The 14,886-nt window shown below is 73.0% G+C and carries 1 protein-coding gene (cut by a window edge); it reads left to right on the forward strand.

What is annotated here, in order from left to right; all coding sequences use genetic code 11:
- Positions 1-14,881, forward strand: the 3' portion of a protein-coding gene (locus NWFMUON74_RS15405) for a non-ribosomal peptide synthase/polyketide synthase (protein ID WP_187688468.1). Its footprint begins 12,164 nt before the window's first position; 14,881 of the gene's 27,045 nt are visible here — the last part of the coding sequence; the start codon falls outside the window, past its left edge; it ends in the stop codon at positions 14,879-14,881.
- Positions 14,882-14,886 lie beyond the last annotated feature (5 nt).

Below are 14,886 nucleotides of genomic sequence, written 5' to 3' on the forward strand. Positions count from 1 at the left end.
CTTCGCGCTCGGCGGCGACAGCATCATGTCCATCCAGTTGTCGGCGCGCGCCGGGGAACGCGGGATCGCGATCACGCCCCGGGATGTGTTCGAGCACAAGACGATTGCCGCGCTCGCCCGCGTGGCGTCGGACGCGGCCGAGGCACCCGCGGTGCTGCCCGAGCTGCCGGGCGGCGGCGTCGGCGAACTGCCGCTGCTGCCGATCCATCGCTGGCTGATCGAGCGCGGCGGCGGGTACGACCGCTTCGCGCAATGGCTGGTACTGCGCCTGCCGGTCGGCATCGACCGCGACGCCCTGGTGAGAACCGTGGCGGCAGTGGTCGACCGGCACGACGCGCTGCGCACCCGGCTGCACGCCTCCGGGCGTCCCGCGGCGTTCGCTGTGGCTTCGCCGGGTGCGGTCGGTCCTGATTCGGGGCGCTCCGAGGCGCTGTCTGTGGCTTCGCCGGGTGCGGCCGATCCGGTTTCCGGGCGCTCCGCGGCGCTCGTGGTGGCCCCGCCCGGCGCGATCGACGTCGACGGCCTGGTGCGTCATGTCGAATCGTCTGCCGAGTCCGAGGAGGGCATCGACGAGATTCTCGCGGGGGAACTGGATTCGGCGCTCGGGCAGCTCGCGCCCCGCAGCGGCGGCATGCTGCGACTGGTGTGGCTGGACCTCGGCCCGGATCGTGCCGGACGGCTGCTCTTCGTCGCGCACCATCTGGCGGTGGACGGGGTGTCCTGGCGCATTCTGGTGCCGGATCTGATCACGGCATGGGCGGCGGTGGCCGATGGCGGGCAGCCGGTGCTGCCCGCGCCGGGCACCTCGCTGCGCCGCTGGGCGCATGCCCTCGCCGACGACGCGACGCGGCCCGAACGCGTGCGCGAATTGCCGTACTGGCGTGCGGTTCTCGAGGGCCCGGACCCGGAGATCGGTGCGCGGCCGCTGGATCCGGCCGTCGATGTGGCGGCCACCCTGGAGCGGGTCGAGGTGGATGTGCCGCCGGAGGTCACCGAGGCCGTGCTCACGACCGTGCCACGGGCCTTCCACGGCGGGGTGAACGACGCGCTGCTGGCGGCCCTGGCCGTCGCGGTCCGAGCGTGGCGTGCCCGGCGCGGCGCCGCCGACGCCGCGGTGCTGGTGCGGCTCGAGGGCCACGGTCGGGAGGAGACCGCCGTGCCCGGCGCCACCCTGTCGCGCACGGTGGGCTGGCTGACCAGTGCCTACCCGGTCCGGCTGGAACTGGGGGACCTCGATGCCGAGGCCGCGCTCGCCGGGCGGGCCGCGATCGGACAGGCCGTCAAGGCGGTGAAGGAACATCTGCGCGCGGTGCCGGACAACGGCCTCGGGTACGGCGTACTGCGCTACCTCAACGACGAGACCGGCCGCGCCCTGGCCGCCTACGACCGCGCGGGCGGGATCGGGTTCAACTATCTGGGCCGCACGAACACCGGTGAGCTGCCGCAGGATTCGGTGTGGCTGCCGATCGGCGCGCCCGGCGGCCTGCGTGCCGCTCCAGACGCCGACATGGCCGTGGACCGCGCCCTCGACATCAATGTCATGGCCGTCGACGTCGACGGCGGGACACGCCTGCGCGGCACCCTCGCCTATCCGGCGGGCGTGCTGTCCGCACCGGAGGTCACCGATCTGGCGCAGCTGTGGGTGCGGGCGTTGTCCGCCTTGGCCGCCCACGTCGCCGAGCCGTCGGCGGGCGGTCACACGCCGTCCGACTTCGCCGTGGCGGTGACACAGTCCGACCTCGACACCTGGGCGGCGGACTATCCCGGCGGCCTGGACGTGTGGGCGCTGACCCCGTTGCAGACCGGCCTGCTGTTCCATGCCCTGCTGGCCGGTTCGGCGATGGACGCCTACACGGCGCAGGCGCGGGTCGAGCTGTCCGGCGACGTGGACCCGCGACGGCTGCGCGCCGCCACCGCCGCGCTGCTGGACCGGCATCCGAATCTGCGGGCGGCGTTCGTCACCGGCACCGCGGGCACCCCGGTGCAGGTGATACCGGACGCGGTGGAGCTGCCGTGGACCGAGATCGACGCCACCGGTCCCGGCGGCGCGGAACGCGCGGCCGCGGCGCGGGCCCACGATCGGCGGCAGCCGTTCGACATGGCCGCCCCGCCGCTGTTGCGGGCCACGCTGATCCGGCTCGACGGGCAGCGCTGGCAACTGCTGCTGACCAACCACCACATCCTGCTGGACGGCTGGTCGATGCCGCTGCTGGTGCGTGATCTGCTGGTGCTCTACGCCACCGGCGGTGACACCGCGGCGCTCCCGCCGGTGCGGCCGTACCGCACCTTCGTGGACTGGATCGGCCGCCAGGACCGTGCGGCCGCCACCGATGCCTGGCGCGCGGCGCTGGCCGGTGTCGAGGAGCCGACCATCCTGGTCCCCGCCGCCGCCGACACCCGCCCCGCCGCCGTGCCCCGCAAATACCGCCGCGCTCTGGACGAGTCGCGTACGACCCGGCTCGGCGAACTCGCCGCGCGGCACGCAGTCACCGTCAATACCGTGCTGCAGGCGGCGTGGGCGATCGTACTGTCGCGCCTGACCGACCGCGCGGAGGTGGTCTTCGGCGCCACGGTGTCCGGCCGTCCGGCCGCGCTGCCCGGCGTGGAAACCATGGTGGGACTGTTCGTCAACACGATCCCGGTTCGCGTCCGGCTGGACGAGGAGGAGACCGTCGCGGCCCTGCTGCGGCGCGTCCAGGCCGACCAGGCGGCGCTGCTCGAGCACCAGCATCTCGGGCTGGCCGACATCCACAGCGCGGCCGGTGTCGGCGAGCTGTTCGACACGATGCTGGTCTTCGAGTCCTATCCCGTGGACTCCGCCGCGCTGGCCGGGCTCGCCGACGGGCTGGACGGAGCGAAGGTGACAGCGACCGACGCCGACGACTCCACGCACTATCCGCTCACCCTTGTCGCGCAGCAGGATTCGCGCCTGCACCTGGTCGCCGGATATCGGCCCGAGCTCCTGGCCGAGAGCGCGGTGGCCGCGATCGTGTCCCGCCTGGAGCGGGTGCTGGACGCGGTCCTGGCCGACACCGCACGCGCGGTCCGTGACATCGATGTGCTCGATGCGGCCGAACGCGGAGCGGTACTGCACGGCTGGCAGGAACCCGCCCGCCCGGTCGACGCGGGCGCCACGCTGACCGCACTGTTCGAGGCGCAGGCCGCCGCCCGCCCGGACGCGATCGCCGTGCGGTGCGGCGACACCTCGCTCACCTACGGCGACCTCGCCGCCCGGGTGGACGGGCTGGCGCGCACGCTGGTGGAGGCGGGCGTGGGTCCGGAATCGCTGGTGGCCGTGCTGCTGCCGCGGTCGCAGGACCTGGTGATCGCGATCCTGGCCGTGCTCGCCGCCGGTGGCGCGTATGTGCCGGTGGATCCGGCGTACCCGGCCGAGCGGATCGCCTACACCCTGGCCGACGCCGCTCCCGTCTGCGTCCTCACCACCTCCGACATCGGGTACGAGGCGACACCGGCCATTCGCCGTTTCGACCTCGACCGGATCGAAATTCCTACGGACGCAACACCTCTCACCGACGCCGAGCGGCGGTCCCCGCTGCGCGCGACGCATCCCGCCTACGTCATCTACACCTCCGGGTCGACCGGGCGGCCCAAGGGTGTGGTCGTCACCCACCGCAATGTCGTGGAACTGCTCGGTAACGCGCAGGCGCACTTCGGGTTCGACCACACCGACGTCTGGACGTTGTTCCACAGCGCCGCCTTCGACTTCTCGGTGTGGGAGCTGTGGGGGCCGCTGGCCCACGGCGGCACCCTCGTGGTGGTCGACTACTTCACTTCCCGCACCCCGGACCGGTTCCGCGAACTCGTGCGCCGTGAACGGGTCACCGTGCTCAACCAGACGCCGTCGGCGTTCTACCAGTTCATCGAGGCCGACCGGGCGGCGGCCGCGTCCGGCGCGGGCGAGCTGGTGCTGCGCCACGTCGTCTTCGGCGGCGAGGCACTGCAATTCCCGCAACTGGCGCGCTGGTACGACCACCACGGCGACACCGCGCCGCGGCTGGTGAACATGTACGGCATCACCGAAACCACGGTGCACGTGTCGTTCCAGGCGCTGGACGCCGCGCTGGTCCGCGGTGACGCGACCGGCGTGATCGGCCGCGGGCTGCCCGGTCTGGCGGTGCGGGTGCTCGACCGGCGGCTGCGCCCGGCGCCGATCGGCGCGGCCGGTGACCTGTACGTCGCCGGGGCCCAGCTCGCCCGCGGCTATCTGGGCCGTCCCGGACTGACCGCGCAGCGGTTCGTCGCCGACCCCTACGGCGCGCCGGGCGCCCGGCTGTACCGGACCGGCGACGTGGCCCGCTGGACGGCCGCGGGAGGGCTGGAATACCTGGGGCGCAGCGACTTCCAGGTCAAGGTGCGCGGTTTCCGCATCGAACTGGGCGAGGTCGAGGCCGCGCTGCTCACGGTGCCCGGCGTCGCCCGGGCGGCGGTGGCGGTCCGGCACGGCGAATCGTCCGGGGAGCAGCTGGTGGGCTACGCCGTCGCGGCCGACGGTACCGCGTTGGACGGCGCGGACGTCCGTGCCGCGCTGACCGAGCGGCTGCCCGCCCACATGGTGCCCGCGACGATCATGGTGCTCGCTGCGCTGCCGTTGACCCCCTCCGGCAAGCTGGATCGCAAGGCCTTGCCGGAACCGGTGTTCGACGCCGGAGACACCACCCGCGCCCCGCGCACTGCGGCCGAGCACACCCTGGCCGCGGTGTTCGCGGAGGTGCTCGGGCGTGACCGAGTGGGCATCGACGACGGCTTCTTCGCCCTCGGCGGCGACAGCATCATGTCGATCCAATTGGTGGCCCGGGCCAAGGCACGCGGTCTGGTCATCTCACCGCGAGAGGTGTTCGAGCACAAGACGGTGGCCGCGCTGGCGGCCGTCGCCACCGACGCCGCGGCGGCTCCCGGACAGCTGGCCGAACTGGCCGGCGGCGGCATCGGTGAACTGCCTCTGCTGCCCATCCACCACTGGATGGTGCAGCGCGGCGGCGGTTTCCGCCGCTTCCACCAGTCCCTGGCCCTCGACCTCCCCACCGGCATCGGCCACACCGACCTGACAACCACCCTCGCGGCGATAATCGACCACCACGACATCCTGCGCGCCCGCCTCATCGATCCCGCGCAAGCTCAGCACGCCACCGCCCCGCAGTCGCCCGATGCCGACGCGCCGACAGAGCGAGTCGCAGAAGACCGGCGCGTGGGCGTTGCGGTGCCGGGCACTGTCGATGCCGATGCGCTGATCGAGCAGCCCGCGGGGGACCGGCACGCTGGTGTGGCGGCGTCGGGCTCTGCCGATGCCGACGGGTGGACGACGCGGACCGCGGAGGGCGGGGAAATCGCCTCGGCGGCACCGGGAATGGTGTGGGGAGAGCGGGGCGCAGGTGGTTGGCGGCTCGAGGTGGGAGCGCCGGGATCGGTCGATGTCGAGGGTTCGATCGAGCGGGTCGTGGTCGACGAGTTCGACGATGCGGCGGTGATGGTCGCGGCGGATGCGGCGGTGGGCCGGCTGGATCCGGCTGCGGGCCGGGTGTTGCGGTTCGTGTGGGTGGATCGAGGTGCGCGCCGGCCCGGGCGGCTGCTCGTGGTGGCGCACCATCTCGTGGTGGACGGGGTATCGTGGCGAATTCTGGTGCCCGACTTGATGTCCGCGTGGGCGCAGGTGTCGCAGGGACGGCCGCCGGCGCTCACACCGGTGGGGACCTCGATGCGGCGCTGGGCGCATGCGCTGCGGGACGAGGCGCACCGGCCGGGACGGATCGCCGAGGCGGCGTGGTGGGAGCGGGTGCTGGACGGCCCGGATCCGCTGCTGGGTGAGCGGCCCCTCGATCCGGCCGTCGATGTGGCGGCGACCGTCGAACAGGTCCGGGTCGCCGTGCCCGCCGAAGTGACCGATGCCCTGCTGACCGAGATCCCCCGCGCCTTCCACGGCGGCGTCAACGACGGACTGCTCACGGCGCTGGCGCTCGCGGTCACCGTCTGGCGCGCCCGCCGCGGCGTAGCCGAACCGGACACCCTCGTCCAACTGGAAGGACACGGCCGCGAGGAGTCGATCGCCGCCGGCGCCGACCTGTCCCGCACCGTCGGCTGGTTCACCAGCACGTACCCGGTCCGGTTGCGGCTCACGGGCATCGATGCCGACGCGGCGCTCGCCGGGGGCGGGGAACTCACCGCGGCGGTCAAGGCGGTGAAGGAGCAACTGCTGGCCGTGCCGGACAAGGGGATCGGTTTCGGTCTGCTGCGCTACCTCAACGAGGAGACCGCACCGGCGCTGGCCGGCCTCGACCGCGCCCAGATCAGTTTCAACTACCTCGGCCGCACCGGCGGCGAGCGCACGCCGGGCGGCGCGGACGGCTGGCTGCCGTCGGCCGACACCGACCTCGCCACCGTCGCCGTCGACGCCGACATGCCCGCCAACCGGGTGCTCGACATCAACGCCCTCGTCACCGACGGCCCCGACGGCGCGGTCCTGCGCGGCGGTTTCGCCTTCCCCGCAGGTCTTCTGAGCCACGACGACGTGACCGAACTCGCCGGCCTGTGGACGACGGCGCTATCCACGCTGGCCGCGCACGTGCGGACGGGCGCGGGCGGCCACACACCGTCGGACTTCGCGCTGGTGCGCGCCGAACAGCGCGATGTGGACCGGTGGGAGCGGCGCTATCCCGCGATCGCCGACGCCTGGCCGCTCGCACCGCTGCAGCAGGGACTGCTGTATCACGCTCTGCTGGCGCGGGATTCGGTGGACGTGTACGCGGTGCAGCTGGTGCTGACCATGTCCGGCCGGGTGGACGCCGACCGGCTGCGGCGGTGCGCGCAAGCGGTGCTCGACCGCTACCCGAACCTGCGGGTGGCGTTCGTCTCCACCGCGGGCGGCGACGCCGTACAGGTCGTGGTCGACGACGTGACGGTGCCGTGGCGGGAGGCCGATCTGCGCGGCGTCGACCGCGACGAGGCGCTGACCGCCTGGCTCGCACACGATCAGGCGGAGACCTTCGATCTCGCCGCGCCACCACTGCTGCGGTTCACCCTCGTCACCGTCGCCGACGGCGAATTCGCGCTCGTGATCTCGTATCACCATGTGCTGCTGGACGGTTGGTCGATGCCGCTGGTCCTGCGCGACCTGCTGGTCGCCTACGCCGGAGGCGGCGACACCGCGCTGCTCGGCCCCGTCGCCTCGTATCGCACCTACCTGGCCTGGCTGGGACGCCAGGACCAGGAGGCGTCGCGACGGGCCTGGGCCGCGGCGCTCGACGGGGTGGAGCCGACCCTGCTGGCGCCCCGGGAAGCCCACCGCGAACTGGCGGCCCGCGTCGCCGAGGTCGAGGTGGATCTCACCGCGACGGCGACCACGGGACTGTCGGAACTCGCGGCGCGGCTGGGTGTCACGGTCAACACCGTCATCCAGGTGGCGTGGGCGCTGCTGCTGTCGCGCCTGACCGGCCGCCACGACGTGGTGTTCGGCGCGACGGTATCCGGCCGGCCACCGCAGGTGCGCGATATCGAGACGATGGTGGGGTTGTTCATCAACACCGTCCCGGTCCGGGTCCGGCTGGAGCCGGGCGAGTCCGCCGCCGCCCTGCTCGGTCGCGTGCAGGCCGAACAGGCGGCGCTGCTGGACCATCATCACCTGGGGCTCACCGACATCGCGCGCGCCGCGGGCACGGCGGCACTGTTCGACACCCTCACCGTGTTCGAGTCCTATCCCGTCGACCAGGACGGCCTGGCCGCGCACGCGGCGGCGATCGACGGCCTGCGCCTGGACGGCGTGCGGTCCAACGACTCGCCGCACTACCCGCTGTCGCTGATCGTGCACACCGGAGCGCGGCTGCGAGCCCGATTCCAATACCTGCCGGCGGCTTTCACCGCGGACCGGGTGCGCGAGCTGGCCCGGCGACTGCAGCTGGTGCTGGCGGAACTGGTCGCCGACCCCGGCGTCCGGACCGGCGACATCACCGCGATCGACGCCGACGAACGGGTCGTCGTACTGGAGCGGTTCAACGACACCGCGGCGCCGGTGGACCCGGAGGCGACCCTGGTGTCGCTGTTCGGGGACCAGGTGGCGCGCACACCGGCGGCCGTCGCGCTCACCGACGGTACCGAGACGCTGACCTACGCCGAGCTGGGACGGCGCGTGAATCGCCTGGCGCGCACGCTGATTCGCCGCGGCGCCGGGCCGGAAACCCTGGTGGCCGTCGCCGTGCCGCGCTCGGTGGACCTGGTGGTGTCGGTGCTGGCGGTGCTGACCTCGGGCGCCGGGTACGTCCCGGTCGACCCGGACCATCCCGCCGAGCGCGTCGCCCGCATCCTGGCGGCGGCCGGCCCCGTGTGTGTGCTGGGCCGCCACGGGCTGCGCGTCCCCGGCGATCACACCGTGCTCGACCCGGCCGACGCCACCGGACCCGACACCGAGGTGACCGACGCCGACCGGAAGGCCCCGCTGCGCCCCGCCGACACCGCCGACGTCGTCTACACCTCCGGCTCGACCGGAGAACCCAAGGGCGTCACCGTCACCCACGCGTCGATGGTCAACCAGGTGCTGTGGCTGGCCGACCGGTTCGGGCTCTCGGCCGCCGACACCGTCCTGCTGAAGACGCCGCTGACCTTCGACGTGTCGGTGTGGGAACTGATGTGCCCGTTGATCACCGGCGCCCGCCTGGTCGTGGCCGCGCCGGACGGCCACCGCGACCCCGGTTACCTGATCCGGACGATCGACGAGCACGCGGTGACCATGGTGTCGTTCGTGCCGTCGATGCTGGCGGTGTTCGCCGAGCACCTCGAGCCGGGCCGGTGCGGTTCGCTGCGGGCCATCCTCGCCGCCGGTGAGCAGTTGCCGTCGCGCACCCTGGACCGGGTGCGGGCCGCACTGCCGGGGGCACACGTGCACAATCTGTACGGGCCCACCGAGTTCACCGTGCACGCCACCGCCTCGGCGCTGGACGGCGCGACCGGGCACGTCGTGCCGATCGGATCGCCGGTGTGGAACACCGCGGCCTATGTGCTGGACGCCCGCCTGCGCCCGGTGCCGATCGGAGTCGCCGGAGACCTGTACCTGGCCGGGGCCCAGACCGCGCGCGGCTACCACGGGCGCCCCGATCTCACCGCGCAGCGGTTCGTCGCCGACCCGTTCACCCCGGGTCGGCGCATGTACCGCACCGGCGATATCGTCCGCTGGCACACGAACGGCGAGCTGGAATACCTGGGCCGCGGCGACTTCCAGGTCAAGGTGCGCGGATTCCGGGTGGAGACCGGCGAGATCGACGCCGCCCTGACCGCCCACGACGAGGTCGAATTCGCCGTCACCACAAAGCATGTCACGCCCGGCGGCGACGAATCCGTGGTGTCGTATGTGCTGCCCGCGCCGGGCCGCACCATCGACGCGCCCGCGCTGCGGCGCGCGCTGTCCGAGCAACTGCCCGCGTTCATGGTGCCCGCCGCGGTGACCGTCCTGCACGAGGTGCCGGTGACGCCGGTCGGCAAACTCGACCGGGCCGCGCTGCCCGCACCGGTTTTCGACACCGGCCGCTGGCGCGCGCCGGAGACCCCGCTGGAACAGACGCTCGCCCGGATCTTCGCCGACGTCCTCGACGTGCCGCGGGTCGGCGCCGACACCAGCTTCTTCGACCTGGGCGGCCACTCGCTGCTGGCGACCAAGCTGCTCAGCCGGATCCGCACCGAACTGGGTGCCGAGGTCGAGATCCGGCAGGTCTTCGCCCATCCGACCGTGGCCGGGCTCGCGCCGATCGTGGCGCGGGCCGACGCGGTGCGTACGCCACTGACGGCGCAGCCGCGGCCGGAACGAATCCCGTTGTCCTACGCGCAATCCCGGCTGTGGTTCATCCACCGCTTCGAAGGTCCGTCGGCGACCTACAACATGCCGGTCGCGGTCCGCATCACCGGCGCGCTCGACACCGCCGCGATCGCGGCCGCCTGCGCCGATGTGGTGGACCGGCACGAGAGCCTGCGGACGATCTTCGGCGCCGACGGCGGCGTGGCGTACCAGCGGATCCTGCCGATGGCCGACCTCGCGCTGGACGTGCCGGTCGTGGACGTCGCCCCGGCCGAGGTGGCGGGCGCGGTGGCCGCGGCCGCCGGGTACCGGTTCGACCTGGCCCGCGAGATTCCCGTGCGGGCCGGGCTGTTCCGCTGCGCGCCCGACGAGCACGTGCTGGTGCTGGTGGTCCACCACATCGCCGGGGACGGCTGGTCGTCGGCGCCGCTGGTGCGCGACATCACGACCGCCTACGCCGCGCGCAGTGCGGGCCGGGCCCCGGAATGGACGCCGCTGCCGGTGCAGTACGCCGACTACACCCTGTGGCAGCATCGGGTGCTCGGCGCGGAGACCGACCCCGGCAGCCTGCTGTCCACCCAGTTCGCCTACTGGCGGCAGCGGCTGGCCGGACTACCGGAATGCATTGCGCTGCCGACCGATCGGCCGCGGCCCGCGGTGGCGAGTCACCGCGGTGACCGGGTGCCGCTGACGATCGGCCCCGACACCTACGCCGCGGTGTCCGCGCTCGCGCGCGAACAGCACGCGACGGTGTCGATGGTGTTGCAGGCCGCGCTCGCGGTACTGCTGCGCGGCCTCGGCGCCGGGGACGATCTCGCGATCGGCAACCCGATCGCCGGCCGCACCGACGAGGCGCTCACCGATCTGGTCGGCTTCTTCGTCAACACCTGGGTGCTGCGCGTGGACCTCTCGGCCGCCCCGGCATTCGACGAGGTGCTCGACCGGACCCGCGACCACGCGCTGGCCGCCTACGAGAACCAGGACGCGCCGTTCGAGCGGCTGGTCGAACTGCTGAATCCGAACCGCTCCACCGCCTACCATCCGATCTTCCAGGTGTGCTTCGCCTGGCAGAACAACACCGTCCCCGCGGTCGAGTTCCCGGACCTGCGCCTGACCCCGCTGCCCGCGCCGACCGGGACCGCCAAGTTCGACCTGTTCTTCGAACTCGGCGAGCGGTCCGGCGGCGACGCCCCCGCGATCGCCGGGGCCATCGAGTACGCGACCGACCTGTACGACCGCGCCACCGTCGAGGCCATCGCGCGGCGGTTCGCGCGCCTGCTCGACCTGATCACCGCCGACCCCGCCCGGCCGATCGACCGCTACGAGCTGCTCGAGCCCGGCGAACGGGAACGGGTGCTGCACGCGTGGAACGACACCGCGCTGCCGCTGCCGCAAGCCTCGGTGCCGCAACAGTTCTCGCGGCAGGCCGCGGCGACGCCGGCCGCCGTCGCGGTGACCGCCGCGGACGCCCGGCTCACCTACCGGCAGCTCGACACGCGCGCGAACCGGCTGGCCCGGGTGCTGCGGCGGGCGGGTGTGGGGCCGGAGTCGCGGGTCGTGGTCGCGCTGCCGCGCTCGGCACAGCTGATCGTCGCCGAACTCGCGGTGCTGAAAGCCGGTGGGGCGTACGTGCCCATCGACCCGAGCTACCCGAGCGAACGCACGGCCTACCTGCTCACCGACGCCCGGCCGCAGGTGATCGTGACCGACACCGCGACCGCGGCGGTGGTGGGCGAGGGCGACATCGATCGAATCCTGCTCGACACCCTCGACCTCGACAGCGGCCCCGACGCGGGCCCGGGTGGTGCGATCCACCCCGACGGGCTGGCGTATCTGATGTACACCTCGGGCTCGACGGGCCGGCCGAAAGGCATCATGACCACCCATCGCGACATCACCGCGCTGGCCGCCGACCGGCGCTGGCGGGGCGGGGCGCACCGGCGGGTGCTGATGCACTCGGCGACCGCGTTCGACGCCACCACCTACGAGACCTGGGTGCCGCTGCTGTCCGGCGGCGAGATCGTGGTCGCGCCACCGGGACAGCTCGACCTCGACACCCTCGCCGAGACCGTCACCTCGACCGGTGTGACCGCGCTGTTCGTGACCACCGCGCTGTTCAACCTGCTGGCCGACACGGCGCCGGAGGCGCTCGCCGGTACCCGCGAGGTGTGGACCGGCGGCGAGGAGATGCGTGTCGGCGCGTTCGCCGCGGTGCGCGCGGCGTGCCCGGACACCACGCTCGTGCACGTCTATGGACCCACGGAGACAACGACTTTCGCGACCGGGCACCCGTACCGCGACGGCGACGATCCGGTCCCGATCGGCACGCCGCTGAACAATGTCGGGCTGCGGGTCCTCGACGCGCGGCTGCGGCCGGTGCCGATCGGCGTGGTGGGGGAGCTGTATATCGCGGGAGATCACCTGGCGCGCGGCTACTTCCGCCGCCCGGCGCTCACCGCGGAACGCTTCACCGCCGACCCGTACGGCGAGCCAGGCGAACGGATGTACCGCTCGGGCGATCTGGTGCGCTGGACCCGCACCGGCGCACTGGAATACGTCGGTCGCGCCGACCAGCAGGTCAAGGTACGCGGATTCCGGATCGAGCCGGGCGAGGTGGAGGCGGCGCTCACCGCGCACCCCAGCGTCGCGCATGCCGCCGTCGTCGCCCGCGACACCGCGAGCGGGACAAAGCAACTCGTCGGTTACGTCGTGGTGGATCCCGAGGTATCGATGCGGCGCGACCATGCCCGCGAGGACGAACTGGTCGGCCAGTGGCGGCGGATCTACGACGATCTGACCTCCGGCGAACAGCTCTACACCCGCGAACAGGAAGCCGCCGAACTCGGCGCCGACTTCTCCGGCTGGAACTCGAGCTACACCGGTGAGCCGATCGACCTCGACGATATGCGCGCGTGGCAGGCCGCCACCGTGGCACGGCTGCGCGCCCTGCGCCCGGCCCGCGTGCTCGAGATCGGCGCGGGATCCGGCCTGCTGCTCGCACAGCTGGCGCCGGAGTGCGAAGAGTATTGGGCCACCGACTTCTCCGCGACCTCCATCGACGTGCTCGCCGCGCGGCTGCGCGCCCACGGACAGGACTGGGTGCGGCGGGTGCACCTGCGGGTGCAGCCCGCCGACGTGGTGGACGGGCTGCCGCGCCACAGCTTCGACACGATCGTGCTGAACTCGGTGGTGCAGTACTTCCCGAACGCCGGTTACCTGCTCGACGTGATCGAGAAGGCCATCGGCCTGCTCGCGCCGGGCGGGGCGCTGTTCATCGGCGACGTGCGCAACCACGCGCTGCTCGACGCCTTCGCCACCGGTGTGGAACTGGCCAAGGTTCCCGGCACGTCGAGCGTCGCCGTCGTGCGCGACCGGATTCGCCGCGAGATCGCGGCCGATCAGGAGCTGCTGCTGGCGCCGGAGTTCTTCGCCGGTGTCGGCGCCCGCGTCGACGGCATCGGCGGTGTCGACATCCAGCTCAAACGGGGCCGGTTCGACAACGAGCTGAGCCGGTACCGCTACGAGGTCGTCCTGCACAAGACGCCCGTCGCGCCGCGCTCGGTGGCCGAGGTGCCGACCGTGCCGTGGCGGGATCTGCTCACGATCCGGGAATCGCTGCTCACGCCCGGCCGCGACGGGCTGCGCGTCGCGGATATCCCGCACGCGGGCATGGCCGCGGATATCGCCGCCGCGCAAGCACTCCGGTCCGCCGACGACCGGAAGCCACTGACCGCGGTACTCGACGCGCTGCCGCGCGGCGGCGGGGTGTGGCCGGAGGATCTGCACCTGCTCGGGCAGCGGCTGGGCTACCGCGTCGCGGTCACCCCGGCGCCGACGCCCGGACTGATGGATGCCGTGTTCACCACCGCGGAGCCGGGCGCTCTCACCGGCGTGTACCGGCCCGCCGGGCCGGTGGGCACGCTGTCCGGTTACGCCAACGACCCCGGCGCCAGCGGCCGCGCCGCGGAGGTGCGCGCCTTTGCGGCACAGCGGCTTCCGGAATACATGGTCCCGGCGGCGATCGTGATCCTCGACCGGCTGCCGCTGAGCGCGAACGGCAAACTCGACCGGCGGGCGCTGCCCGCACCGGAATTCGTCGGCGGCACCTACCGGGCACCGCGCACCGAGACCGAAGCGGCGCTCGCCGCCCTGTACGCCGAGGTCCTCGGCACCGGATCGGTCGGTGTCGACGACAATTTCTTCGACCTGGGCGGGCATTCGCTGCTGGCGACGCGGCTGGTGAGCAGGATCCGCACCGAGCTGGGCGCGGAGGTGCCGATCCGCACCGTCTTCGAGTCGCCGACCATCGCCGAACTGGCCCCGCGACTGTCGGAGGAGAACTCGCAGACGGACCCGTTCGCGCCGATGCTGGTGCTGCGCAACGGATCCGGCACGCCGCTGTGGTGCGTGCATCCCGGTGGCGGACTCGGCTGGCCCTACCAGGCGCTGGCGGCGCGGGTCGGCGACCGCCCGGTGTACGCACTGCAGGCGCGCGGTCTCGACGGCGTGACGCCGGTGGCCGAATCCATGGGCGCACTGGTCCGCGACTACGCCGACCGGATCGTGCGGGCGCAGCCGGACGGGCCCTACCAGCTGGCGGGGTGGTCGTTCGGCGGCACCGCGGCCCACGCCATCGCCGCCGAACTGCGCGGGCGCGGCCACGAAGTGGCATTGCTCGCCCTGATCGACAGCCTGCCCGCTACCGGAGACGGCGGCGGCCCGGCCGACCCCTCGGAGGAGGAGCTCGGTGCCGCGATGCGCGCCTGGGCGGGCGCCCGTTACGGCGACATGGTGGATTCGGAGGAGTATCGGCGGATCGCCACGGCGGTGCTCGCGGTGATGCGCAACAACCGGAAGATGCTGCGGGAGTACCGTTCACCGGTCTTCGACGGCGACGTGATCGTTTTCCGCGCCGGGCGCACCCCCGAGGGCGCGCCGGTGACCGAGTCGTTGGCGCGACGCTGGGCCGAAGTCGTGCGTGGTGAGATCACCGAGCACGTCGTCGACGCCACCCACGACGACCTCGACCTGCCCGCGCCGAGCGCGGCGATCGGGGCGGTGCTCGCGGAACGACCGGCGGGCCGGTGACGGAG

This window comes from Nocardia wallacei, from assembly GCF_014466955.1.
GTDB lineage: Bacteria > Actinomycetota > Actinomycetes > Mycobacteriales > Mycobacteriaceae > Nocardia > Nocardia wallacei.